Origin of the sequence: Microlunatus ginsengisoli (assembly GCF_039537205.1) — a bacterium.
GTDB classification, from domain to species: Bacteria; Actinomycetota; Actinomycetes; order Propionibacteriales; family Propionibacteriaceae; genus Microlunatus; species Microlunatus ginsengisoli.
The window spans coordinates 154,235-179,658 of record NZ_BAABAB010000007.1; the positions used below are offsets into that span (position 1 = coordinate 154,235).

The window sequence follows — 25,424 nt, forward strand, 5'->3', positions numbered from 1 at the left end:
CACAATGCTGCGCATGCCGCGCAGCAGAGGTCCCTGGAACTCCGGCCGGACGATCGGCGTGGACCGGATCGAGTTCGTGCCGGACCCCGAACTGAGCCTGCCGCCGACGCGACCGCTCGCGCCGCCCGGCCCGGACTGGGAGGCGCGGGTCGTGCCGAGCACCGGGGTCGGGATCTGGACGTACACGGCGCCGGACACCGACACGCCGCTCGACGTATGGCAGACCTGGTGGGAGGCCTATCCCGAAACCGGCTGGTGGCCGCTGCTGTTCGACCTGGAATGGGCCTGGCCCTCGGTCAGCGAGCCGGCGGTCGGTGGCGGCGAACCCGCGGCCAGTGGCGCCGAGTGGCTGACCCGCCGGCTGTGGGGCGGCTCGTACCCGCTGGCCGACCAGATCCCGTGCACCGGATCGCTGGGGTGGCCGATCTTCGGCAAGCCGAAGCGCACCCAGCCGTTCAACCAGATCAGCGCCGTCGACGTCATTCTGGTCCCGGCGCCCGCGCCCTGGCTGGTGCCGGAGGTGCTCGGCTGGAACGGTGGCCGGAAGCACCAGGTCTACGGCGCCCAGCACAGCCTGGTGCTGCGCCGCTGGGCCGGCCTGTACGGCGTCGAGCCGTTCGCGATGAGCCTCGACAGCCTGATCCTGCGGTCCACCCGGCCGCCGCAGACGAGGGAAACCGCCTGGGCCGCCACCCTCGAACTGGTCGGCTACTGCCCCGAGCTGGTGGATCCGACCGACGGCGAGCCGCTGGAGCAGTGGGTCAGCCACGTCACCGGCGGCCAATGGGACTGCTGGTTCAACTGGGCCTCCCTGGACGGCGACGGGTCGGAGGACGAGGAGGTCTGACGCAAATCTGCCGCTCGAACGCCCCCAGGGCCCGTTTTGGCCCCAAATCGGTGATCGAGCGGTGAAAACGCGTCAAAGCCGGCTGGCACGCACCGATGTTACTGGCGAGTAATATGTGTCCGTGCCTCGTGAACTCAGAGACGTCGTCTTCGTCGACGGCGTGCGTACTCCCTTCGGCAAGGCCGGCTCGCTGTATGCCGAGACCCGCGCCGACGATCTTGTGGTCAACTGCATCCGTGAGCTGATGCGCCGCCACCCCGAGCTGCCGCCGGAGCAGGTGGACGAGGTGGCGATCGCGGCCACCACCCAGATCGGCGACCAGGGCCTGACCATCGGCCGGACGGCGGCGCTGCTGTCCGGTCTGCCCCGCTCGGTGCCGGGCTACGCGATCGACCGGATGTGCGCCGGCGCGATGACCGCGGTGACCACGGTCGCCTCCGGAATCGCGTTCGGCGCCTACGACGTGGCGATCGCCGGCGGGGTCGAGCACATGGGCCGGCACCCGATGGGCGAGGGCGTCGATCCGAACCCGCGGATCGTGGCGGAGAAGTTGGTCGACCCGTCGGCGCTGATCATGGGCAGCACCGCGGAGAACCTGCACGACCGCTACCCCACGATCACCCGAGACCGTGCCGACGCCTTCGCCGTGCTGAGCCAGGACCGGGTCCAGACCGCGTACGCCGACGGCGTGATCCAGGAGTCGTTGGTCACCGTCGCCACCCCGAGCGAGGAGCTGGGCTGGGGGCTGGCCACCGCGGACGAGCCGCCTCGGGCCGGCACCACGGTCGAGGGGCTGGCCGGCCTGCGGACCCCGTTCCGGGCGCACGGCCGGGTGACCGCCGGCAATGCGGCCGGTCTCAACGACGGCGCTACCGCCTGCCTGGTCGCGGCCGAGTCCGTGGCCACCGAGCTGGGGCTGCCGATCGCCATGCGGCTGGTGTCGTACGCCTTCGCCGGCGTCGATCCCGAGGTGATGGGAGTCGGGCCGATCCCGGCGACCGAGAAGGCGCTGGCCAAGGCCGGGCTGAGCATCGACGACATCGGCGCGTTCGAGATCAACGAGGCGTTCGCGGTCCAGGTGCTGGCCTTCCTCGACCACTTCGAGATCGCTGCGGACGACGCTCGGGTGAACCCGTACGGCGGCGCGATCGCGCTCGGTCACCCGCTGGCCAGCTCGGGTGTCCGGCTGATGATCCACCTGGCTCGCGCCTTCCGCGAGCACCCGGAGGTCCGCTACGGCCTCACCACGATGTGCATCGGTCTCGGCATGGGCGGGACCGTGATCTGGGAGAACCCCGCCTACCGCGAGCTCGAGCTCGGTGCCGAAGAGGAAGAGGCCGATCTGTGAACCCCGAAGACCTGTCCGCGCTGATCGATCAGGCGTCGGCCGTGGCCGGCGACGAGGTGGTCACCCGGGCCATCAGCCGCGACGTCGCGCTCCCCCACAATCCGGGCGCGACCGCGGTGGTGATCACGCTGTACAACGGGTTCGACCACAGCCGGCCGAACACCCTGGGCCCGCGCAGTCTCGGTGCACTGAACGCCGCGATCGACGCCGCTCTGGCCCGCGACGACGTGGCCGCGCTGATCGTCACCGGCAAGCCGTTCATCCTGGCGGCCGGCGCGGACCTCTCCGGCGTGCCCAAGATCACCGGCATCGACCAGGCCAGGGCGATCGCCCGGATCGGGCACGCCGTGTTCGACAAGCTGCACACCGCGCCCGTCCCGACGTTCGCGTTCGTGAACGGCCTCGCGCTCGGCGGCGGGCTGGAGCTGGCCCTGCACTGCCGATACCGCACGATCAGCGCGGCCGCCGCCGGGATCGGCCTGCCGGAGTGCTTCCTCGGCATGTTCCCCGGCTGGGGCGGCGCCTACCTGCTGCCGAACCTGATCGGTGCCGACAAGGCCGTGACCGTGATCGTCGAGAACGCGTTGAACAACAACACGATGCTCACCGGCAAGGCCGCGTACGACCTCGGTATCGCCGACGCGATCTTCGACGGAGCCGACTTCCTGGAGCGGTCGTTCGACTGGGCCGGCGCGGTGGTGGCCGGCACCGTCAGCGTGGACCGGGCCGAACCGGACCGCGGCGAGGCCTGGGACGCCGCCGTCGCGCGCGGCCGGAAGATCGCCGACGCCAAGACCTCGGGCGCGGCACCGGGGCCGTACCAGGCGCTCGAGCTGATCGCCGCCGCCAAGACGGCGGACCGGCTGGCCGCGTACGCCGCCGAGGACGACGCGCTGGCCGAGCTGTTGATGAGCCCGCAGCTGCGAGCCGGGCTGTATGCGTTCGACCTGGTGCAGAAGCGGGCCAAGCGGCCGGCGGGCGCGCCGGACCGCAACCTGGCCCGGCCGGTGTCGGCGGTCGGCATCGTCGGCGCCGGGCTGATGGCCAGCCAGTTGGCCCTGCTGTTCGCCCGCCGGCTGGAGGTGCCGGTGATCATCTCCGACCTCGACCAGGAGCGGGTGGACCGCGGGCTCGGCTACGTCCGCGGCGAGATCGACAAGCTGCTGGCCAAGAAGCGGATCTCACCCGACAAGGCCAACCGGCTCCGGGCGCTGGTGACCGGCACGATCGACCGGGCCGCGTACGCCGAGTGCGACTTCGTGATCGAGGCCGTGTTCGAGGAGCTCGAGGTGAAGCGCGGCGTCTTCGCCGAGCTGGAGAAGCACGTCTCGCCCGAGTGCGTCCTCGCCACCAACACCTCCTCGCTGTCGGTGACCCAGATGGCCGCGGAGCTGGTCCATCCGGAACGCGTCGTCGGGTTCCACTTCTTCAACCCGGTCGCGGTGCTGCCGCTGCTGGAGGTGGTCCGCGGTGAGCGGACCGACGAGGCCACCCTCGCCACCGCCCTGTTCGTGGCCAAGGAACTGCGCAAGAACGCCGTGCTGGTCCACGACGCGCCGGCTTTCGTGGTGAACCGGCTGCTCACCCGGCTGATGGGCGAGGTGACCAGCGCGGTCGACGAGGGCACTCCGATCGAGGTGGCCGACACCGCGCTCCGACCGCTCGGCCTGCCGATGACCCCGTTCGCGCTGCTCCAGCTCGTTGGTCCGGCGGTCGCGCTGCACGTCGCCGAGACGCTGCACGACGCGTTCGGGGACCGGTTCGCGGTGTCGCCCAACTTGCAGGCGCTGGTGGCCGCGAAGCGACCGGGGATCTACGACCGGACGCCCGAGGGCCGGCCGTACGTGTCGGAGGAGACCCGCGCCCTGTTCACCGTCGGCGACGCGCCGAGCACGCCGGAGCAGGTCCGCGAGCGTGCGGTGACCGCGCTGGCCGAGGAGATCGGGCTGATGCTGCGCGAGGGCGTGGTCGCGGCCCCGATGGACATCGACCTGTGCATGATCCTCGGCGCCGGCTGGCCGTTCCACAACGGCGGCATCACGCCCTACCTGGACCGGGAGGGCATCTCCGAACGCGTCGTCGGCCAGCGCTTCCTGCCGCTCGGAATCGCCGAACCCGCACGACCTTGACCGACTTGTCAGGTTCTCAGCGAGCTATAGCGCGCTGAGAACCTGACAACTCCGGGGTTTACAGCTTGCTGCCCTCGGTGTGGCCCATCTGGGCGAGGGTCTCGCCGGTGGCCAGTCGCGCCTTCCGGTAGCCGTAGCTGAAGTAGATGATGAAGCCCAGCACCATCCAGATCACGAACCGCAGCCAGGTCTCCACCGACAGGTTGATGGTCAGGTAGAAGCAGATCACCGCGGACAGGATCGGCAGGAACGGCACCAACGGCACCTTGAACGCCCGCGGCAGGTCCGGTCGCGTCCGGCGCAGCACGATGATCCCGATCGAGACCAGGATGAACGCGGTCAGGGTGCCGATGTTGACCATTTCCTCGAGCTTGCCGATCGGGGTCAGGCCGGCGACCAGCGCGGCGAGGATGCCGATCCCGATGGTGATCACGTACGGCGTCTTGAACTTGCTGTGCACCTTCGACAGTCCCGGCGGCATCAGGTGGTCGCGCGACATCGCGAACATCACCCGGCTCGCGCCGATCAGCAAGGTGAGCACGACAGTGGTCAGACCGGCCACGGCGCCGGCCGCGATGAGGGTCGCGAACCCGGGTTTGCCGACCGCGGTGAACGCGCTCGCCAGGGCCGCCTTCGGATCGATCTGGTCGTACTTGACCATGCCGGTGATCACGAGCGCGACCGCGCAGTAGAGGATCGTGCAGATGATCAGCGAGGCGATGATGCCGATCGGCAGGTCGCGCTGCGGGTTCTTCGCCTCCTCCGCGGTGGTGGCTACCACGTCGAAGCCGATGTAGGCGAAGAAGACCAGCGCCGCCCCGGCGAAGATGCCGCCGACGCCGTACGCGGTCGGTTCGAGCCCGAACGCGAACTGGATCAACGGCTGCGTCAGCCAGCTCGAGGCGGCCTCGCCGCCGCCGGTGGCCGGCGGGATGAAGGGCGAGTAGTTGGCCGGGTTGATGTAGAACAGGCCCGCGAAGATGACGAACAAGACGATGAACAGCTTGATCCCGACCAGCACCAGGTTCACCCGCATCGACTCCTTGATCCCGACCGTGATCAGGAGGGTCAGCACGGCGATCAGCAAGATCGCGAGCAGGTCGACCCCGCCGCCGGGACCGATGGCACTGGGCCAGTTGATGCCGAGTGCGTTCATGAACACCACCGCGTACTGGCTCCAGCCCTGGGCGACCACGCTCGCACCGAGCAGCAGTTCGAGCAGCAGGTCCCAGCCGATGATCCAGGCGATGATCTCGCCGAGGCTGGCGTAGGAGAACGTGTACGCCGACCCCGACACCGGCACCGTGGAGGCGAACTCCGCGTAGCACAGCGCGGCGAGGGCGCAGCAGACCGCCGAGACGACGAAGCTGATCGCGATCGACGGGCCGGCCAGGGTGGCCGCCGCGCGACCGGTCAGGGTGAAGATGCCGGCGCCGATGATGACACCGATGCCGAACACCGTCAGGTCCAGCGCCGTCAGGCTCTTCTTCAGCTGGTATTCGGGCTCGTCGGTGTCGGCAATCGACTGTTCGACACTCTTGGTCCGCAGAACTCCCCGTTTGACCTCGGGTTTCGCCGTGCTCATCGCCCCTGCGCCTCCGATCGACCGTGCTGGCGGTTGATCAGCAACATATGACGCTACGGAGGGGTTTGAACAGACCCCGGGTGTAACGGATGGGACGGGAGTTACAGCCGGCGGGCGGGGTCGAGCGGGTCGTCACCCGCGACTCGCGGCGCGTCGGACCCGTCGTGATCGCGGACCATCGTCTCCACCGCATAGCGCGCGATCTGTTGCGGGGTCAGCCCCAGCTCGGCCAGCAGCTCCGCCCGGGTGCCGTGGTCGAGGAACTGCTGGGCGATGCCGAACTCCCGCACGGGGGTGGCGATGTCGGCCAGCCGCAGCTCCTGAGCCAGCCTCGAGCCGCAGCCACCGACGATGCCGTTGTCCTCGATGGTAATCACCCGCTCGTGGGCCGACGCGAGCCGGAGCAGCGCCGGGTTCACCGGCAGCGCCCAGACCGGGTCCACCACGGTCACCCCGATCCCCTGGTCGGCCAGCCGCTGGCCGACCGCGATCCCGGTGGCGGCCAGCTGGCCCCAGGCGACCACGAGCACCCGCGGCTGCTCGGTCCGCAGCAACACATCGACCCCGTCGACGCAGTCCAGGGCGGGCAGGTCGGCCGGCACCGGCTCCTTGGAGTAGCGGATCACGCTGGGCGCGTCGTCGATCGCCACCGCGGCCAGCAGCGCCTCCCGGAGCCGGGTCGCGTCCCGCGGCGCCGCCAGGTGCAGCCCCGGGACGAGTTGCAGCAGGGACATGTCCCACATGCCGTGGTGGCTGGCGCCGTCCGGCCCGGTCACCCCGGCCCGGTCGAGCACGAACGTCACCCCGCAGCGGTGCATCGCCACGTCGAGCAGAAGCTGGTCGAACGCGCGGTTGAGGAAGGTGGAGTAGACCGCCACGACGGGGTGCAGGCCGCCCATCGCCATCCCGGCCGCGGCGGTGACGGCATGCTGCTCGGCGATGCCGACGTCGAAGCAGCGATCGGGGAACGCGGCCGCGAACGCGTGCAAACCGGTCGGATAGGTCATCGCCGCGGTGATCGCCACGACCTTCCGGTTCAGCCGGCCGAGCTGGACCATCTCGTCGGCGAAGACGTCGGTCCAGGTCGGCGCGGAGGTGCTCGCCAGGGACTCGCCGGTCCGGGCGTCGATCTTGCCGACGGCGTGGAACCGGTCCTCCTCGTGGTCCTCCGCGGCCTTGAAGCCGTTGCCCTTGCGGGTCAGGCAGTGCACCAGCACGGGGCCGCCGAACGACTTGGCCTGGACCAGCGCCCGCTCGACCGCCAGCACGTCGTGGCCGTCGATCGGACCGACGTACTTCAGGCCGAGGTCGGCGAACATGCCCTGCGGCGCGAGCATGTCCTTCAGGCCGCTCTTGATGCCGTGCAGCAGGTCGTACGCGGCGGTGCCGATCAGCGGCGCCCGGCTGACGTTGCGCTTGACGACGTCGAGCACCTGCTCGTAGCGCGGGTTGGTGCGCAGCCCGGACAGCTGCCGGGCCAGCCCGCCGACGGTCGGGGTGTAGGACCGCCCGTTGTCGTTGACCAGCACCACCAGCGGCAGGTCGTCGTCGGCGGCGATGTTGTTCAGCGCCTCCCAGGCCATCCCGCCGGTCAGGGAGCCGTCGCCGACCACGGCGAGCACGGTGGCATCCCGCCGCTGCTGCCGGACAGCCTGAGCCAGGCCGTACGCGTAGGACAAGGCGGTCGACGCGTGCGAGTTCTCCACCCAGTCGTGCTCGGACTCCGCCCGGCTCGGGTAGCCGGACAGCCCGTGCCGCTGGCGCAGGGTGGGAAAGAGGTCGCGGCGCCCCGTGACGATCTTGTGGACATAGCTCTGGTGCCCGGTGTCGAACACGATCGGCTCGCGGGGCGAGTCGAAGGCACGATGGGCCGCCAGCGTCAGCTCGACCACGCCCAGATTCGGGCCGAGGTGGCCACCGGTCTGCGACACCTGCTCGATCAGGAAGGTCCGGATCTCCGCGGACAGCTGGGTCAGCTGCTCACCGTCGAGGCCGCGGAGGTCGGCCGGGTCGTCGATCGACTCCAGCAGCCGGGGTGGAGCAGGGCGCATGGGCCCGAGTTTACGTGCCGGTCACCCCGCCATGCTGTGAGCGCGCTGGGGACGGTCCGCGAGGCGGGGCGCGAAGACACGTCCGAGCAGCGCCTCCTCGACCAGCCCGACCGCCCGCCGGGTGCGGGTCAGCCGGGCCGCCTGCTCCGACCACGCCTCGACCGCCTGGCCGATCACGTAGGGCTCGACCCGCCCCTTGAGGATCGTGCGCACCTCGGCGAGCCCGCGTTCGGCGGCCTCCTGCTGCGCTCGGACGAAGATGTCGGCGAAGCGGACCAGCACCAGCGGCTGCCGGCGGAGCACCTGAAAGCCCCGCAGGTCGGGCGGGCAGCAGTCGAACAGGAACGCCGTCGCGGTCGCTTCCCAGTCCGGCGCGCCGGGCGGCCGGACCTGGTCGGGCCATCCCGGTGGTGCGTACGCTCGATTGGACATGTTCTGAGATTATCAAACAAATGTTCTATTAGCAAGTCTTTGACGACGAGTCCGACCATGAATCCGGCCTCGGCTGCGGAAGGAGTGCTCATGACCTATACGACGGCCACGCTCGACCCGTCGACCTGGGACGCGTTCGCCGATCTGGTCGAGCGCAACAACGGCGTCTACGGTGGCTGCTGGTGCATCGGCTACCACCCGGAGTGCCGGCAGCGGATCGACTATCGGCAGGCGAAGCGCGACCGGGTGCTCGCGGACGCGGCCCACGCTGCCCTCGTGCTGGACGAGACCGGATCGGCACAGGGGTGGTGCCAATACGGCGACCCCGAGGAACTATCCGCGATCAAGCACCGGCGCGAATACGACAAGGAGCCGCCGCCGCTGCCGGACTGGCGGATCACGTGCGTCTTCGTGGACAAGAGACACCGCGGGCAAGGCGTCGCGCGGACGGCGGTGGCCGCCGCGCTGGACCAGATCGCCGAGCGCGGCGGCGGGCTGGTCGAGGCGATCTCGGAGACGACCGCGGGGCGACAGGCGGTGGGCCGGTTCCTGTTCAGCGGCACGGTCGAACTGCTGGAGGACCTCGGCTTCGAGCGGATCCGCCAGGTCGGCAAGCACGCCTGGATCGTCAGTCGTCGGATCGAGCCCCGAGGAGGCCGTCCGTGACCGAGCCGGCCGTAGAACCCGTCCAGCACGACGACGTCGTCTGCCGGATCCTCCGCGGCGAGCTCGCGGCGGCGGTGGTCTGGCGGGACGAGCAGCTGCTCGCCTTCCTCGACCACCGGCCCGTGTTCAAGGGCCACGTGCTGGTCTCCCCCACCCGGCACGTGTCGAACCTGCTCGACCTCCCCGCGGAGCTGTTCGCGCCCGTGCTGGGGCTGGCGCAGCGGGTGGCGGCCGCGCTGCCGGCGGCGCTGGGCGCCCAGGGCAGCTTCGTCGCGATCAACAACGTGGTCAGCCAGTCCGTCCCCCACCTGCACGTCCATGTCGTGCCGCGGACGAAGGGCGACGGACTGCGCGGCTTCTTCTGGCCACGAACGACATACGCCGACGGCGAGATCGAGGCATACGCGCAACTGATCCGTGAGGCGTTGCGGGATCCTCGGTAGACGTTGGTCTTGTGCCGACCATCGGCGTGTGTCACATTTCTTCTCGTAGGGAAATTCCTCACCCGAGGAATCCCGTCCGAGGATGTGGACGACCATGCAGGTGCGGCGCGGACCGTCCGCTCGGGCAGCGGGAACCGCCGCCGGGCAGCGGCAGCTGAACGGACGACAGACGTCGGGTCGCGGCTACCGGAACCTCAGCGAGGTCGAGTTCGGCATGGCGCGTACCAACCGGGTCGACATCCCGATGCGCGACGGCACCCGACTCCGGGCGGACGTCTTCCTGCCGACGACAGGGTCGCCGCAGACCGCGGTCAGCCCGGACGGCGGGGTTCGCCTCGACCCCACCGTGCGGGTCGCGCCCGCCCTGGTGTCGTTCTCCTGCTACGCCCGCCAGGTCCAAGATCTCGGCGCCCCGTTCGGCTTTCTCGAAGCCGGGGCCAGCGACTACTTCGTGCCGCGCGGCTACGCGCACGTGATCGTCAACTCCCGAGGAACCGGCGGCTCGGAGGGCACCTTCGGCCTGATGGACACCGTCGAGGTCGCCGACACCGCCGACGTGGTCGAGTGGGTCGCGGCACAGCCCTGGTGCGACGGAAACGTCGGGGGAATGGGCATCAGCTACTTCGCAGTCGCCCAACTGGCGGCGGCCGTTCAGCGACCGCCACACCTGAAGGCCATCTTCCCCTTCGCCACCCTGGACGACCTGTACGACGCGGTCTGGCACCGCGGTGTCCTCAACTCCGGCTTCTTCTCCGCGTGGCTGTCGGCCATCGGCATCATGGCCGGCGTCTCGGACGAGTTCTGGCAGTCCGCCGGGCTCGACCTGATCCGCCGCGCGCTGAACACCTCGGGGGTGCACGCACGCATGGAGCACGTGAACGGTCAGGTCGCCGTGTCGGCGATGAAGACGCTGCTGCGCAGCCACTATGCGGAGGAACCCTTCGGTCGTCTCTGGCAAGAGGCCGCGGTCGAGCACCCGACCCACGACGACTGGTGGGACGAGCGCAACCTCCGGCCGCGACTCGGCAACATCGACATCCCCGTGTATCTGGGCTGCCAGTGGGACAACGTCCCCATGCACCTGCCCAGCAGCTTTCCGGTCTGGGAGGCGCTGGCCCACAATCCGAACGTACGGCTGACCTTGATCGACAAGGACGCCCTGATCTGGCCGTGGGAGACGATGCACGAGGAGGCCCTGGCCTGGAACGACCAGTGGTTGAAGGGTCGCGACACCGGCATCATGGACGGACCGCCGATCCGCTACGTGATTCCCGGCACGGACCACTGGCGCACCGCCGACCGCTGGCCGCCGCCGGAGAGCCGGCACGTGGCGTACAGCCTCCGGACGGACGGGACGCTGGCCCCCGACGAGGATGTCGACGGCGTGGGCAAACGCAGCTACCTCCACCTCGCGAGAGAATCCGGTCGACCACGAAACGCCAATCCACCCGGGCTTCCGGATCACCTCAGCTGGCAGACGGAACCGGCGAGGCAACCGTTGGACGTCGTGGGCGACATCGAGCTCGAGCTGGACGCCACGATAACGGCTCTCGACACTGACTGGATCGTGCTGCTCGACGACCTTGCACCCGAGGGCAGGGCGGTCAACGTGACGGCCGGCTGGCTTCGGGCTCAACTCCGTACCGTCGACGAGGAGTCGAGCCGGATCGGTCGGCCGGTCCTCCCCTGTCGCGAACCACTCACCGTGCCGGTGGGCCGGCGCGTGCGGTATCGCATTCCCCTGACCCCGAACGCCTGCCGGCTCCGTGTCGGGCATCGTTTGCGGCTCATGATCACCAGCGGGGACGAGCGGCAACCAGCAGCTAGGGTGTTGGGCTTCACGCACAGCTCTGTCGGCCAGTCCAGCCTGAACACCGTCTACGCCACGTCCCGACTCCTGCTGCCGGTGCTGCCCGCGGAGGGTCGGATCGGGCAGACTCAGCGGGAGCCGGCGTCGTCGGAAGGAAGCACGTGCGGCAACCACGAAGAGGGCCCAGCGACGACCGCGGCGTCGTGATGGAACGGATCCTCGACGTCGCACGCCAGTCGTTCGCGACGCACGGAGCAGCCGGGACGACGCTGCGCGGCGTCGCCAAGGCGGCCGAGGTCGATCCGCGGCTGGTCGCGTACTACTTCGACAACAAGGAGACCCTGCTCGACGCCTGCCTCGTGCCACCCGCCGACTATCTCGAGCAGGTCGAGGCGGTCACCCACCAGCCGCTGCGCGGCCGCGGCAAGGCGATGGTTGCCAACATGGTCCACTTCTGGGAACAGCCCGACACGGGCACGGTGCTCCGGGCGATTCTGCTCACTGCGGTCCACGAACCGGTCGCCATGGCTCGGCTGCAGGGGATCTATCGCACCAACATGGTCGGCGCGGTTGCCGATGCGCTGGATGACGATCAACGACAGCTCCGCGCCAATCTCGCCGCAAGTCAGATCATCGGAATCTGCATGACTCGCTACATCTACCAGCTCGAACCGGTCGCCTCGCTTCCCGGCGGCGACGTGGTGGAACTGGTCGGGCCCACCGTGCAGCGCTTCCTGACCGGTCGACTGCCGATCAACGCGATGGATCGAGTGCCCGACGAGCCCAGTAACCCAGGTGAGCCTCGTGCAGCCAGAAGTCGACCCACGCACGGTCGGGCTGCGGTGGCACGGCCCGTGACTCGCTGAGGGCGACGAGCCGGCTCTCGGCATCGCGGATCTCCTCCACGACCTCGCCCAGCGGAACCTCTCCCCGCCGGATCGAGCGGAGACGTTCACGCTGCGGCTCGGGCACCGGCAGGGTGATCCGTCCGGTGGTCAGCAGTTCGACGCCCTGATAGCCCAGGCGGAGCGCGTGCATGGCGAACTTCGTGTCGTAGCCGTGCCGCGCCACCAGTTCGGGCCGGTTGGTGTGCGTGCCGCTCAGCCCGAGCATGGCTTTCTGCTGCGCGCGCAGATAGCCCAGGAACCGCATCCCCGCGAGCCGGGAGACGAAGCGATGGCCGTTGGTGACCAGCTCGGCGCCGACCGGATCCCGGAACACGACCTCCTCCTCCGGCACGAACAGGACCAGCAGCACCGTCGGGTTCCCGTCCAGCGCGAGTCGCGCCCACTTGCGCGCGGTGTAGACGATCACGTCGAGATCGCCGGCACCCGAGCGGTTGGCCAGCCCGCCGGAACGGTCCCACGCGGTGTGCCGCTCGTACTGCTCGAACGGGATCATCCGATCCCGGTTCACTCCCGAGGGCACCCGGGCGAGCCCGGTGACGAAGGCCGCCGGTTCCAGGCAGACACCCATCTCGTCGCGATCGTCCTGGCCGTCGATCGCCGTGCCGTGCACGCCCGAGCCGACCTGGACCCGAAGGACAAGCCCTCGCTCGGCGAGCGCGCGGGCCTCCTCCGAGGCATGCGGATGGTCGAACCCGGCGGGCAGCGCGCGCGGGCCCTCGACGATCGCGGCAGTCATGCCGGTCACCCTGCGCGCTGTCGGTTCGCGTCGCAAGTGGGTATTGGACCCTTGACACTTTCTCAGTGCCGTCTTAGGAAGTCCGAGGGGCGCGATCACGCGCCGTCGAGCTGTCGAGGAGGACAGATGCAGCATGCCCGTCGCCGGTTGCTCCGGCGAAGTGCGCTCGTGTCGACCGTCGCGCTGACGGTCGGACTGAGCCTGGGTGCCACCGGGGCCGGCGCACAGCCCGGCACCGGTGCCGGCCCGGCCGCCGTCACCGCACAGTCGACGTCCGCGCCCAAGCTGAGCTCCCCCGACCCGGGGGTGATGGCCAACCTGTTCGAGTGGAACTGGACGTCGGTCGCCAAGGAGTGCACCGACGTGCTCGGCCCGGCCGGCTACGGCGGGGTCCAGGTCGCTCCGCCGCAGGACTCGGTCAAGCGCACCAAGCTGGGCGACGGGAGCGACACGATCCTGCACCCGTGGTGGGAGGTCTACCAGCCGGTCGACTACCGGCTGACCAGCCGGATGGGCTCCGAGGCCGAGTTCAAGTCGATGGTCAAGACCTGCCGGCAGGCCGGTGTCAAGGTCTACGTCGACGCGGTGATCAACCATATGACCGGCCAGGGCGACACCTCCTACGGTGGTCGCACCTTCGAGCGCTACGCGTACAGCGATCTGGGCGTGAATCACAACGCCAGCTACGCCAACAGCGACTTCCACAAGTACTCCGGTGACTGCCCGTCGGCCAGCGGCGGGATCGAGGACTTCAACAACCTGGCCCAGGTCCGCTACTGCGAGCTGGTCGGCCTGTCCGACCTGCGAACCGACACGACCAAGGTCCGCAAGACCCTGGCCGCCTATCTGAACAAGCTGCTGGGCTACGGCGTGTCCGGCTTCCGGGTGGACGCCGCCAAGCACATCGGGCAGCCCGACCTGGACGCGATCTATGCCCGGCTGCACAACACGGTCGACGGCACCCGGCCGCTGTGGGCCCTCGAGGTCTTCGGCGGTGGACCCGGGATCTTGTCCCCGCAGGCGTTCACCAGCAGCGGCACGGTGCTCGGTCTGGACGGGGTCAAGCAGATCCGGGACGCGTTCAAGAGCTATCCCGACGCCCACGTCGGCAGCATCGCGACGCTGAAAGTGTTCGGCGCCGACTCCGGGCTGACCCCCGGTGGCAAGACGCTGAGCTTCGTCCAGAACCACGACACCGAACGCAACGGTGACGCGCTCAACTACAAGGACGGTGCCCGCAACATCTTGGCCACCCAGTGGCTGCTGGCGTCCGGCTACGGCACCCCGCAGGTGTACTCGGCGTTCACCTTCAGCACCAACGACGACTCCCCGCCGGCCACGGCCGACGGCATGGTCACCAACACCGACTGCAGCGGCGGCGCGTGGACCTGCATCGACCGCAACGCGGGGATCCTCGGCATGGTGGGCTGGCACAACTACGTCGGCAAGGCACAGCGCCAGAACTGGTGGGACGACGGCGCGAACGTGATCGCCTTCGGCCGCGGCGCCAAGGGCTGGGTGGCGTTCAACAACGGTCCGGAGCCGAAGAAGATCACCGTCCAGACCGGCTTGTCGGCGGGGACGTACTGCGATGTCGTCCACGGCAAGAAGTCTGGCGGCAGCTGCACCGGCCCGACGATCACGGTCCGCGGCAACGGCAAGGCGACGGTGACCGTCGGCGCGACCGACGCCGTGGCGATCCAGGCCAACCGGCGGGTCTGATCACCAACAGGACGTGCCCTGAGCCTGTCGAAGGGCGCACTCAACCGGTCGCCAGCTCGAGCTTCGCGTAGAGGTCCTCGAGCATGAGCCGGACGTCCAGGCCGGAATAGACCCGCACCGGGTGGCCGTCCGGGTTCGACTCGTACGCCCCGTTCTCGCCGATGCGAGGGCGGGGCACGAGGTCGTACGCGCTGGAGGCCGGGTCGGCCTCGAACCCGGTCTGCAGCGCGGTCAGCAGGACCAGCGGGCTGTCGCCGAGGACGTAGGTCTCGCCCATGTTCAGCCCGTGCGACGCGACGGTCTCGTGGATGTCCACCAGGGTCTGGAACAGGTGAGCGCCGATCGCCCCGCGTGGTTTCACCCGCAGGATGAGGTCGCTCATCGATGCGACGCACTCGCGGTAGGCGTTGCGCGGCACCTGCCACAGCGGGATCGGTGAGTCGAAGACCACCTGACCGGCGATCAGGTCGATGTTCAGGTTGTATTCGACCGGCATCGCGTTCGGCGGGGCGGCCGCGCCCAGCGAGGCGTGCTCCGGACCGCCGATCCAGACCGCGGTGAGCCTGTCCGCGATCGCCGGTTCGATCAGGTACGCACTGGCCAGCTCGGTCAGCCCTGCGCCCAGCACCACATACAGCGGGAGGTCGGTGTCCGTTCGCATCGCCTCCGCGACGATCGCCTCGGCGGCCGCCGACCGCCGCGGCTCGGTCGGCTCCTCCAGCGGCAGCTCGCTGCCCGCGATCACTCCGACGTCCGCGCGTTCCACCAGCTCCAACACGCGGCGGGCGGCGGCGGCACCGTTCCCGGCGCTGCATCCGCTGGCGTCGAACGGGTCGTCCACCGCCAGGTGCGAACCGATCACCACCCGCAGGTCGACCGACGTCGACAGGGCATGATGCGCCAGCTGGTAGAGCCCGTCCGGGTCGCCCGCGTAGTCGTTGTCGCTGATCACCCGGAAGCGCGCACCTACTGGCGGCCGGAACGCTTCGCTCATCGCAGCGCCAGCCGCCGGGCGGACTCGGCGATGCCCTCCGGAGACATCCCGTAGCGATCCAGCAGGAAGCCGGCGGACCCGGTCGGCGCGAACTCGGGAACGCCGAGGATCCTCACCCGGGTGGGCTGGTGCTGGACAACCGTCTCGGCGACGGCACCGCCCAGTCCCCCGGCGGTCGTCGCCTCCTCGGCGGTGACGATACCCCGCGTCTCCCGGGCCGCCGCCACCACGGTGTCCACGTCCAGCGGCTTGACCGTCGGCATCGAGACGACCCGGGCCGAGATCCCCTCGGCGGCCAGCTGCTCGGCCGCGACGAGCGCGCGCCACAGCACCGTGCCGTTGCTGATGATCGTCACGTCGTCGCCGTCACGCAGTGTCACGGCGCGACCCGGCACGAAGCGGTAGTCGTCCGCGTTGACGGCCGGCACCGCCATCCGGCTGACCCGGATGAAGACCGGGCCGGTGGTCTCGGCTGCCCAGCGCAGCGCAGCCGCGGTCTCGATCGGGTCCGCGGGGACCACGATGGTGATCTTGTCGATCGCTCGCAGCCAGGCGATGTCCTCGATCGAGTGGTGGGTCGGACCCAGCTCCCCGTAGGCCATTCCAGGACTCATCCCGCACAGCTTCACGTTGTGGTTGCTGTAGGCGACGTCTGCCTTGATCTGCTCCAGTGCCCGGCCGGTGAGGAAGCAGGACGCCGCGGAGACGAACGGGATCCGGCCACCGGCGGCCAGCCCGGCCGCGACCCCGACCATGTCCTGCTCGGCGATCCCGACGTTGATCAACCGGTCCGGGAACGCCTTCTTGAACGCGTCCAGCTTCGACGACCCGACCGAGTCGTTCACCACGCCGACGATCCGGTGGTCGGCCTTGGCCAGCTCTGCCAGCGTCGTGACGTACGCGTCGCGGCAGTCGAACCGCGGGCGGTCCGCCACCGACGAGGCCCGTTCGGCGAGTGTGTCAGGCATCGGATCCTTCTTCCTGCGGCTGGTCGAGGGACAGTTCCTCGAGAGCGAGCGTCAGCTGATCGGCGTTGGGGACCTTGTGGTGCCAGGCCACGTTGTTGCTCATGAACGAGATCGGATGGCCCTTGTGGGTATGGGCGATCACGAAGGTCGGCTTGCCCGGCCGGAACGGCACGGCCGACAAGACGTCGAGCAGCTCGCCGTGGTCGTGGCCGTTCACCTCCACCACCGCGAAGCCGAACGCTGCCGCCTTCTGATCGAGCGGGTCGAGGTCGTTCGTCTCGCGGGTGGTGGCACCCTGCTGCAGCCGGTTGCGGTCGACGATCACGGTCAGTGAGTCCAGCTCGTGCTGGGAGGCGGCCATCATGGCCTCCCAGTTGCTGCCCTCCTGCAGCTCGCCGTCGCCGACCAGGACGTACGTCCGCCGCCGGGAGACGTCCAGCTTCGCCGACAGCGCGTGGCCGACGGCGATCGGCAGTCCATGGCCGAGCGGGCCGGTGTTGGCCTCGACGCCGGGCACATAGTTCCGGTTCGGGTGTCCGTTCAGCTTCGACAGCGGCTTCAGGAAGGTCGCCAGTTGCTCCACCGGGAGGAACCCGAACGCGGCGAGCGTGGTGTAGAGCGCGCCGGCGACGTGGCCCTTGGACAGAAAGAACCGGTCGCGCTCGGGGTCGTCGACGGTCTCCGGGGTGACGTTCAGCACCGCGCCGTAGAGCGTGGCCAGCACGTCGATGGCGGAGAAGTCACCGCCGATGTGGCCGGCTCCGGCGTGGTGGACCAGCTTCAGGTCCTGGATCCGGATCTGCCGGGCCGCCTCGGCGACGTGAGCGACCAACTCGTCCCGGGTGGCGTACGGCGATAGCCGGCCCAGCACCGGCATCGTGGTGTGCTGTATCGATGTGGGGGGACGACCCCCCACGCCCCCCGCTGGCCGGTCCTCGCTAGCGCTCGTCGCGCCCGTCAGCGCGGTCATCAATTGTCCTCGTCGATCATCGAGCTGAGCAGCACCTTCTGCACCAGCTTCTGTGCGGCCAGCGCATCGTGCTTGGCCTGGGCGGCGGCCAGCGCGTCGTCGTCCAGCGCGTCCAACGCGCGGTGGATCGCCTTCAGGAACGTGATGGCCTGCTTGGCCGCCTGCACCGAGTCCTCCCGAAACGGGAACTGGTCCAGCTGCCAGACACCGTCCCAGTTGTTCTTGCGCAGGGTGTGGAAGAACTCGAAGGTCTCCACCAGATGCACCGAGCCGACGACCATGTCGTCGTCCCAGCCGCGGAAGTTGTCGTTGACGTCGATCGCGAACAGCTTGCCGTGGTCGATGCACAGCTGCGCCGCGTCCGCGGGGGTCTCCAGGCCGTACAGCGAGTGCCCGAAGTCGAGCAGGATGCCGAGGTTGTCGCAACCGACCTTCTGGATCGCCAGTAGGGTCCGGGCCGCGTTCGGGAAGATGATCTTGTTGCGGGGCTCCCGTGGCTTGTACTCGATCACGAACTTGATCTCCGGGTGCGCGCTGCACAGCTCGCGCAGCCCGCCGGTGGCGAGCTCCCACGCGTTGTGGTAGTTCACCTGGAACGGATAGTCCCAGCCGTCCTGGCCGAACCAGAGCTTCACGTAGTCGCAGCCGAGCTCCTTGGCGAGCTCGGTCGCCTCGTTCAGCAGCTTCAGCGCCTGCGCCCGGACACCTGGGTCGGGGTTCGTGATCGAGCCCTTGATGTAGTCCTTGTTGTAGATCTCGGGGGTGATCGCGACCGCCCGGAGGTTGTTCCGGGCCAGCGCCGCCTTGACGTCGTCCAGGGTGCCGTCGAAGCCGGCGAACGGCCAGTTCAGGTCGACCACCGACAGGTCGCCGACGGCGCCGGCCTTGTCGATCTGCTCGATCAGGCCGACCGGCTCCCCGTAGCCCTCGGTCGCATAGCGGTCCAGATAGGTGGCGAAGTGCCAGATGCCTGCGCCGAAGACTGGCAGGTCACTCATGGTGTTGCTCTCCGTTCTTGGTATGTGTAGCGAATCAGCCCTTGGTGGCGCCGGCGGTCAGGCCGCCGACGATCCAGCGCTGCAGGAAGATGTATGCAATGAGGATCGGTACGACCGCGATGAAGATGCCGGCGGCCAGGCCGGTGTTGTTGTTGGCGAATTGTCCGGTGAAGTTCAGTAGCCCGACCGGGATGGTCTTGTGGGCATCGGAGTTCAGCAGGATCAGAGCGAACAGGAACTCGTTCCAGGTCGCCACCGCGTCCAGGATGAAGACGGTGACCAACGCCGGGGTGGACAGCGGGATGACCAGGGTGAAGAAGATCCGCCACGGTCCGGCGCCGTCGATCTTGGCGGCCTCGATGATCTCGTCCGGCAGCTGCCGGAAGAAGGACTGGAGGACGAGCACCTCGAACGGGATGCCGAAGGCGAGATACGGGCCGACCAGCCCGATCAGGCTGTCGGTCGCGCCGATGCTGCGCATCATCACGAACACCGGCACGATCGTGATGTAGATCGGGATGGTGAGCCCGAGGAACACCGTATACATGATCGCGGTGCCGAACCGGATCCGCAGCTTCGCCAGGGCGAAGGCCAGCATGGCCGAGATCAGCACGCCGACCGGCACCTTCATGATCAGCAGCAGCGCGCTGTTGCGGTACGTGGTGGCGAAGTTGCCGATGCCCCACGCCTGCACGAAGTTCTGCAGCGTCCAGGTCTGCGGCCACGACAGCGGGCCGTTGGCGACGAAGTCCGACAGCGGCCGCAGTGCGGTGACGACGAGCAGCACCAGCGGGGAGATCCAGAAGACCGCCACGACGGCGAGCACCAAGGTCAGCACGACGCCGCCCTTGCGCTTCGGCTTGTTGGCCAGCGCGTCGTCGGTCGCCACGACGGCATCGGGCAACGCTGCGGCGGGGGCCACCTCGGCCGCACTACTCATGACTGGGCCTCCTTGGTCTGCGAGCGGACGTAGGGGATGCTGACGGCGATGGCGATCACGGTGATCACGACGGCGATCGCGGTGCCGTAGCCGGCCTGGTAGTACTGGAACACGTTGAAGTACATCCAGGTGCCCATCACCTGGGTAGCGGTGCCCGGCCCGCCGTAGGTCATGGCGTAGATCAGGTCGAACACCTTGAACGAGTCGATCAGTGACAACGCGATGACGATGTAGTGCGCCGGCTTCAGGCTCGGCATGGTGATGAACCAGAACTGCTGCCACTTGGTAGCGCCGTCGACGGTCGCCGCCTCGTACATGTCGGTGTTGATCCCCTGCAGCGCGGCTAGATAGAGCAGCATCGGAAACCCGACGCGGAGCCAGATCGCCGGCACCATCACCGCGGCCAGCGCGGTCGAGTTCTGGCCCAGCCAGGGCTGGGCCAAGGCGCCCAGGCCGATCGCGCGGAGGAACTCGTTGATCGCGCCGTACTGGGGGTTGTAGAGCCAGCCCCAGATGGAGGCGACCGCCACCAGCGGCATCACCGCCGGGGTGTAGAAGATCAGCCGCAGCACCGGCTTGCCGCGGACCTTGCCGTTCAGCAGGATCGCCAGCAGCAACCCGATGATCACCGGCACCGTGATGGTGACGATCGTCCAGATGGCGTTGTTGATCAGCGCCTGGATGACGACCGGGTCCTTCGGCATCTTCGCGTAGTTGTCCAGCCCGACGAAGTCGTAGGTGGCGCTGAGCCCGTCCCAGTCGGTGAAGCTGAACCACAGCGACTGCAGTGCCGGGTAGACGAGGAAGACGACGTAGACGACCAGGGCCGGCAGGGCGAACGCCCAAGCGACCAGACCACCACCCTTCGGTTTCCTGCGGCGCGGGCGCGCCGTGTCCCGGGCGCTCGCCGGGAGAGTTGCCGTCGTCATCGCAGGCGTCAGTTCTTCGCCCAGGCCGAGATGGCCTGCTGCATCTGCTTGGCGGCCTCAGCCGGGGTGACCGAGCCCTGCAGCACGTTGCTCTGGATCGCGAAGTACTGGTCGGCCTGCTGCTTGGGGAACGCCTGGTCCTGGATGGTGTAGAACGGCTGCTTGCCCGGACCCTGCGTCCATTCGTACGACAGCGGCAGCGTCGCCTTCTCGGGCTCGGCACCGATCACCGCCGACTGGCCGTACTTCATCGCTTTCTGGCTGTCCGGGGTGACCAGGAAGTCGATCAGGGCGGCGGCCATGTCCGGGTTGCCGGACTTGGCGTTCATCATGTAGCCCTCGACGAAGCCGGAGTGCCGGACCGTGCTCTGGTCGGTCGGGAACGCGAAGACGCCGAAGTCGGACGACTTCTTGTTGGCGGCGTGAATAGCGCCGGTCTCGGTCCACTGGCCGGTGATGGTGTAGGCAGACTTGCCCTGGACGTACCACGGTTCGACGTCGGACGGGTCCAGCCCGAGCGCGCCGTCGGGGATCCACTTCTTGTCCTGCCACTTCTTGAAGTTGGTGAACGCGGTCACCACCTCGGGACGATCCCAGGTCTCCGCTCCGGTCAGCAGCTTGTCGTGCAGATCCGGCCCGGTACTGGTTTCCAGCAGGTACTCGAACAGGCGCATCATGTGCCAGCCGTACTTGCCGGCGGTGGCCAGCGGGGTGACGCCGGCGGCGAGCAGCTTGTCGTTCATCTCCTCCAGCTCGGCATAGCTGGAGGGCGGAGCGGAGATGCCGGCCTTGGCGAAGATCGCCTTGTTGTACCAGCCACCGATGCCGGCCGCCAGGAACGGGACGCCGCCCTTCACACCGTCGAACGTCATCCCGTTGATGGCCTGAGGGTTGATCTTGGAGTCCCAGCCGTACTTCTGGTAGTACGACGTGAGGTCCGCCGCCTGCTTCGCCTTGACGAACGGGTGGCCGAGCTCGCCGCCCCAGATCCGCCAGATGTCCGGGCCGCTGCCGCCCAACAACTCGGTCTTCAGCTTGTCCGGATAGACGGCGGCACCCGAGCCCGGCAGCGAGTCGACCGTCGTGGTCGTGCCGTTCTTCTCGTCGAACGCCTTGGTCAGGTTCTTCAGCAGCGGCAGCGTCGTGTTGTCCTCGTAGGTGAAGACGCGCAGCGTCTTCGACCCGGTCCCGCTGCCGGACGCGCCACCTCCGGCGCTACCGCCGGGTGCCGCGCCGGTACAGGCGGTCAGGCCGGCACCGACCGCGGCCGCCGCGGTCAGGCCGAGGAAGCCTCGGCGGGTGAAGCGCTGTGCGGTCATTCCAGTCTCCTTTGTCTGAAGGAATTGCTGTGTGGTGAGACATGTGCCCTGAGCTCGTCGAAGGGCACCGTGCGGGTCAGGCCTGGTCTCGGCCGAACTTGCGGATCTTGGCGAACATGTCCTCGAGCAGGTAGCGGACGTCGACGGTCTCGAACACCTTGAGCGGGTGGCCGGAACCCGGCAGGTAGCCGCCCTCTCGACCGAAGCGCGGCGCCGGGATCGTCCGGGACACGCCGCCGCGCGGGTTGAGGATGAGCGAGATCGCCGGCGAGTCGCCGAGCGATCGGTGCTCGATCGGCTCGCCGTTGTGTTCGGCGTTCCACTCGACGAGCTGGGTGATCAGGTAGTCGGCCAGCTTGCTGGTGCCGCCGATCTTCTCCTCCAGCTCGGCGTAGCCGACCGAGACCATCGAGTAGATGCTGGCCGGCACCTGCCAGACCGCGATGCCGGAGTCGAACACGACGTTCGCGGCCGGGATGTCGTTGCGCAGGTTGAACTCGACGGCCGGGTAGGACCAGTCGACGCCATAGCCCATGCCGCCGATCCAGACGACGACGACCGGACGGTCGACGATCTCGGGATCGAGCAGGATCGCGCTCGCCATGTCGGTGAGCGGGCCCAGGAAGGCGACGAACAGCGGGTCGCCCGCACTCGCCAGCTTGCTCTCGGCGATGATCAGCTCGGCGCCGGCCGACGGGGCCGGCGTTGCCTCGTCGGGGATCGCGGCCTCGGCCCCGTCGGCCACCGTCACCCGGCCGTCGAGGTCCATCAGCTCCAGCAACAGGTCCACCTCGGCGCGCGACTCCGCCATGCTCCGATCACTGCGCTCGGTGCCGAAGTGCGCCGGGATCAGTCCCCGCACGTCCAGGGTCGGCGAGAGCAGCGCATGAACGATCGCGTACTGGTCGTCGGCCTCGTTCTTGGCGTCGGTGTCGATGATCACCCGCCGGCGGGAGGGATGGCTCACGAATTCTCCTTCGCATCCGAGTCGGACTTGCATAGCCATTCACTGGCGCATAACGTATCACACACAGGTGGGCCGTCAAGCCGGGCAGATCACGACTGGCAGATGATGAGATCCCGCGGAGCAGCGAGAAGGAGTCCGGTGCAGACCACACGCGCAGTCCTGGCCATCGACCAGGGAACGACGAACTCCAAGGCCGTGCTGGTGAGCGCGGACGGCTCGGTGCTGGGCGTCGGTTCCGCCGGGGTTCGCGTCGATAACCCGGCTCCGGGGTGGGTGCAGCAGGACGCCGAGCAGATCTGGGCCAGCGTCCTTGCCGCGGTGGCCGATGCCGGGACGGCGGCCGGTGGATCGGTCGCGGCCGTGGCGTTGTCCACCCAGCGCGAGTCCGTGCTGGCCTGGCGGCGCAGCAGCGGCGATCCGATCGGTCCGCTGCTGGGCTGGCAGGACCGGCGGACCGCCGACTGGTGCACCGAGGTGCTCGGCGCCGAACCCGACGCGGAACGGGTGGTCGCGGCCGGCACCGGCCTGCGCATCGACCCGATGTTCTCCGCCCCGAAGCTGCGCTGGTTGCTCGATCACCGGCCGGCGGACGTTCCGCTGGACGACGTCTGCGTCGGCACCGTGGACGCCTGGCTGATCTGGCGGCTGACCGGCGGCCACGTGCACGCCACGGATGCCGGCAATGCCTCACGCACCTTGCTCTACGACGTCGGCGCGCTCGCCTGGTCGGGCGAGCTGTGCCGGATCTTCGGCGTGCCGGGCAGCGTGCTGCCGCGTGCATGTCGCTCCGACGCCGGTTTCGGGACCACCCTCGGCGTTCCCGGCGTGGCCGACGGCACGCCGGTGGCAGCGGTGCTGGCCGACTCCCATGCGGCGTTACTGGGCCAGGGTGGCGAGTCTCCCGGCCTGGTCAAGGCGACCTACGGCACGGGTACGTCGGTGATGACCCCGGTGGCCGGCTACCGGCCGGCAAGAACCGACGTCCCGCTGACGCTCGCCTGGCTCACCGACGCCCCGTGCTACGCCCTCGAGGGCAACATCCTCTCCTCCGGTGCCGCGCTGGACTGGACCGCCAGACTGCTCGGGCAGGACTCGGTCGGCGACCTGCTGGAACTCGCGCAGAGCGTGCCGGACGCCGGCGGTGTCCAGCTGCTACCCGCGTTCACCGGCCTGGGCGCGCCGCACTGGGACCGCGCGGTCCGCGCGAGCCTGACCGGGATCACCCAGGCGACCGCGCCGGCCCACGTCGCCCGCGCCGCCGTCGACGCGGTCGCCCAGCAGATCTGCGACATCGTCGACGTGATCGCCGCCGACGGCACCCCGGTCCGGGTGCTCCGTGCCGATGGCGGGGCCACCCGGTCGAGCCTGCTGATGCAGACCCAGGCCGACCTGCTCGGGGTCACCGTCGAGGTCGCGGACGTCGCGGAGGTATCCGCGGTCGGCGCGGCGAAGCTGGCCTGGCGTTCGCTGGGCGCGGGCGCGTCGTGGCGGCAGGCGCCGCCGGCACGGACGTACACGCCGGGGATCGGCCCGGATGTCCGGGCAGAACGCCGGCAGGAATGGAGAATGAACCTCGACGCCGCCCGGCGCAGCGCCGATCGGCCCTGATCGGCACCGGGGGCGCGAGGAGGTGTCGTCGTCGATCATGGTTGCCCAGCCCACCGGATTCGGCCGCTCGACCGGCGATCCGCAGGTGCGGCTGATGACCAAGGTCGCGCACATGTACCACGAGCAGGGCATCCGGCAGACCGAGATCGCCGACGCACTGCACATCTCCCAGGCCAAGGTCTCGCGGTTGCTGAAGCGGGCCGGCGAGGTCGGCATCGTCAAGACGATCGTCGTCGTCTCCCCCGGTCTGCAGACCGAGCTGGAGACGCAGCTGGAGCAGCGGTTCGGGCTGCTCGAGGCGGTGGTCGTCGACGTGGTGGGCGAGGAGGCCGAGATCATCGCCGGACTCGGTTCGGCCGGTGCGGGCTATCTGGAGAACACCCTCACCGGTGGGGAGCGGATCGGCATCTCACCCTGGAGCCAGACCCTGCTGGCCGTGGTCGACCGGCTCCGCCCGCTGCGGACGGCCGGCGCGGAGAGCGTGATCCAGCTGCTCGGCGGCGTCGGCAACTCCTCGGTCCAGGTGCAGGCCAACCGGCTGCTGGACGAGCTGGCGACCCGGATCGGCGCCCGGCCGCGCTTCGTCCCGGCCCCCGGCCTGGTCGGCACCGCGGCCATGCGCCGGGGCCTGCTGAAAGACTCGACGATGGAGGACGTGACGAGTGAGTGGGCGTCGTTGACGATGGCCCTGGTCGGCATCGGCAGCCTCCATCCGTCGCCGCTGCTGCGGCAGAGCGGCAACGCCGTCGAGCCTGTCGACGAGTCGTCGCTGCTGTCTCTCGGCGCGGTCGGTGACGTCTGTCACCGGTTCTTCGACGCCGACGGCAATCTGGTCCGGGGCCAGCTCGACGACCGGGTGGTCGGCATCAGCCCGGCTGACTACCGCGGGATCCCGCGCCGGGTGGGACTCGCGGGTGGCGCCCGCAAGCACGCCGCGGTCCGGGCCGCACTGCGAGGTGGCTGGGTGAATGTGCTGCTCACGGACGTGGAGACCGCCCGCACGCTGCTGAGCTGAGCCGCCCACCGCATAACCCGCCGGGTTCCGGCGGTGGTG

The 25,424-nt window shown here is 69.2% G+C and carries 22 protein-coding genes; 10 read left to right on the forward strand and 12 right to left on the reverse strand.

Annotated features, from left to right (window positions below; genetic code table 11):
- Window positions 1–13 precede the first annotated feature (13 nt).
- From ABD747_RS05750 to ABD747_RS05760, 3 genes are all read left to right on the forward strand, one after another.
- Complete coding sequence (locus tag ABD747_RS05750) at window positions 14–847, forward strand: DUF4253 domain-containing protein (RefSeq protein ID WP_344802285.1); 834 nt, start codon at window positions 14–16, stop codon at window positions 845–847.
- A 121-nt stretch (window positions 848–968) separates the two neighbouring features.
- A complete protein-coding gene (locus tag ABD747_RS05755; protein WP_344802287.1) occupies window positions 969–2,195 on the forward strand; it encodes a thiolase family protein in 1,227 nt (408 codons plus the stop codon).
- Window positions 2,192–4,324: a 3-hydroxyacyl-CoA dehydrogenase NAD-binding domain-containing protein gene (locus ABD747_RS05760; protein ID WP_344802289.1), complete on the forward strand. Its 2,133-nt coding sequence runs from the start codon at window positions 2,192–2,194 to the stop codon at window positions 4,322–4,324. The genes ABD747_RS05755 and ABD747_RS05760 overlap by 4 nt, the downstream gene beginning before the upstream one ends.
- A gap of 58 nt (window positions 4,325–4,382) precedes the next feature.
- On the opposite strand, the gene ABD747_RS05765 is transcribed toward ABD747_RS05760, so the two are convergent.
- The 3 genes from ABD747_RS05765 to ABD747_RS05775 form a co-directional block, all read right to left on the reverse strand.
- Window positions 4,383–5,909 (reverse strand): amino acid permease, encoded by a 1,527-nt coding sequence (locus tag ABD747_RS05765; RefSeq protein ID WP_344802291.1) that lies wholly within the window; start codon window positions 5,907–5,909, stop codon window positions 4,383–4,385.
- Between the two features lie 101 nt (window positions 5,910–6,010).
- Window positions 6,011–7,960: a 1-deoxy-D-xylulose-5-phosphate synthase gene (gene dxs / locus ABD747_RS05770; protein ID WP_344802293.1), complete on the reverse strand. Its 1,950-nt coding sequence runs from the start codon at window positions 7,958–7,960 to the stop codon at window positions 6,011–6,013.
- Between the two features lie 21 nt (window positions 7,961–7,981).
- Complete coding sequence (locus ABD747_RS05775; protein WP_344802295.1) at window positions 7,982–8,392, reverse strand: hypothetical protein; 411 nt, start codon at window positions 8,390–8,392, stop codon at window positions 7,982–7,984.
- Window positions 8,393–8,482: 90 nt separating this feature from the next.
- Here ABD747_RS05775 and ABD747_RS05780 point away from each other — a divergent pair, with 90 nt between their 5' ends.
- From ABD747_RS05780 to ABD747_RS05795, 4 genes are all read left to right on the forward strand, one after another.
- Window positions 8,483–9,058, forward strand: coding sequence for a GNAT family N-acetyltransferase (locus tag ABD747_RS05780; protein ID WP_344802297.1), 576 nt, complete (start codon window positions 8,483–8,485; stop codon window positions 9,056–9,058).
- Complete coding sequence (locus tag ABD747_RS05785; protein WP_344802299.1) at window positions 9,055–9,501, forward strand: HIT family protein; 447 nt, start codon at window positions 9,055–9,057, stop codon at window positions 9,499–9,501. Before ABD747_RS05780 ends, ABD747_RS05785 begins: the two co-directional genes overlap by 4 nt.
- An 82-nt stretch (window positions 9,502–9,583) precedes the next feature.
- Entirely contained in the window at window positions 9,584–11,518 is a 1,935-nt protein-coding gene (locus ABD747_RS05790; RefSeq protein WP_344802301.1) for a CocE/NonD family hydrolase, read from the forward strand.
- The gene (locus ABD747_RS05795; protein WP_344802506.1) at window positions 11,518–12,177 is read left to right on the forward strand and encodes a TetR/AcrR family transcriptional regulator; all 660 of its coding nucleotides are present in this window, start codon (window positions 11,518–11,520) and stop codon (window positions 12,175–12,177) included. Before ABD747_RS05790 ends, ABD747_RS05795 begins: the two co-directional genes overlap by 1 nt.
- Here ABD747_RS05795 and ABD747_RS05800 read toward each other — a convergent pair.
- Complete coding sequence (locus ABD747_RS05800) at window positions 12,065–12,955, reverse strand: DNA polymerase beta superfamily protein (RefSeq protein WP_344802303.1); 891 nt, start codon at window positions 12,953–12,955, stop codon at window positions 12,065–12,067. The genes ABD747_RS05795 and ABD747_RS05800 overlap by 113 nt on opposite strands.
- A 126-nt stretch (window positions 12,956–13,081) precedes the next feature.
- On the opposite strand from ABD747_RS05800, the gene ABD747_RS05805 reads away from it, so the two are divergent.
- A complete protein-coding gene (locus tag ABD747_RS05805; RefSeq protein ID WP_344802305.1) occupies window positions 13,082–14,677 on the forward strand; it encodes an alpha-amylase in 1,596 nt (531 codons plus the stop codon).
- 40 nt (window positions 14,678–14,717) lie between these two features.
- Here ABD747_RS05805 and ABD747_RS05810 read toward each other — a convergent pair whose 3' ends face one another.
- The 8 genes from ABD747_RS05810 to ABD747_RS05845 all read right to left on the reverse strand — a co-directional run bounded on the left by ABD747_RS05810 (window position 14,718) and on the right by ABD747_RS05845 (window position 22,762).
- The gene (locus ABD747_RS05810) at window positions 14,718–15,671 is read right to left on the reverse strand and encodes a nucleoside hydrolase (RefSeq protein WP_344802307.1); all 954 of its coding nucleotides are present in this window, start codon (window positions 15,669–15,671) and stop codon (window positions 14,718–14,720) included.
- The gene (locus ABD747_RS05815; RefSeq protein ID WP_344802309.1) at window positions 15,668–16,639 is read right to left on the reverse strand and encodes a transketolase family protein; all 972 of its coding nucleotides are present in this window, start codon (window positions 16,637–16,639) and stop codon (window positions 15,668–15,670) included. The genes ABD747_RS05810 and ABD747_RS05815 overlap by 4 nt, the downstream gene beginning before the upstream one ends.
- A complete protein-coding gene (locus tag ABD747_RS05820; protein ID WP_344802311.1) occupies window positions 16,632–17,516 on the reverse strand; it encodes a transketolase in 885 nt (294 codons plus the stop codon). The genes ABD747_RS05815 and ABD747_RS05820 overlap by 8 nt, the downstream gene beginning before the upstream one ends.
- Before the next feature lie 92 nt (window positions 17,517–17,608).
- Window positions 17,609–18,607 carry a sugar phosphate isomerase/epimerase family protein gene (locus ABD747_RS05825; protein WP_344802313.1) on the reverse strand — a complete coding sequence of 333 codons (999 nt, stop codon included), beginning with the start codon at window positions 18,605–18,607 and terminating at the stop codon, window positions 17,609–17,611.
- A gap of 34 nt (window positions 18,608–18,641) precedes the next feature.
- Window positions 18,642–19,547, reverse strand: coding sequence for a carbohydrate ABC transporter permease (locus ABD747_RS05830; protein ID WP_344802315.1), 906 nt, complete (start codon window positions 19,545–19,547; stop codon window positions 18,642–18,644).
- Window positions 19,544–20,476 (reverse strand): carbohydrate ABC transporter permease, encoded by a 933-nt coding sequence (locus ABD747_RS05835; protein ID WP_344802317.1) that lies wholly within the window; start codon window positions 20,474–20,476, stop codon window positions 19,544–19,546. Before ABD747_RS05835 ends, ABD747_RS05830 begins: the two co-directional genes overlap by 4 nt.
- An 8-nt stretch (window positions 20,477–20,484) precedes the next feature.
- Window positions 20,485–21,795 (reverse strand): ABC transporter substrate-binding protein, encoded by a 1,311-nt coding sequence (locus ABD747_RS05840; protein ID WP_344802319.1) that lies wholly within the window; start codon window positions 21,793–21,795, stop codon window positions 20,485–20,487.
- 76 nt (window positions 21,796–21,871) lie between these two features.
- Complete coding sequence (locus tag ABD747_RS05845; RefSeq protein ID WP_344802321.1) at window positions 21,872–22,762, reverse strand: nucleoside hydrolase; 891 nt, start codon at window positions 22,760–22,762, stop codon at window positions 21,872–21,874.
- A gap of 138 nt (window positions 22,763–22,900) precedes the next feature.
- Between ABD747_RS05845 and ABD747_RS05850 the strand changes: the two genes are divergently transcribed.
- A complete protein-coding gene (locus ABD747_RS05850) occupies window positions 22,901–24,370 on the forward strand; it encodes an FGGY family carbohydrate kinase (protein WP_344802323.1) in 1,470 nt (489 codons plus the stop codon).
- Between the two features lie 37 nt (window positions 24,371–24,407).
- A complete protein-coding gene (locus tag ABD747_RS05855; protein ID WP_344802325.1) occupies window positions 24,408–25,385 on the forward strand; it encodes a sugar-binding transcriptional regulator in 978 nt (325 codons plus the stop codon).
- Window positions 25,386–25,424 lie beyond the last annotated feature (39 nt).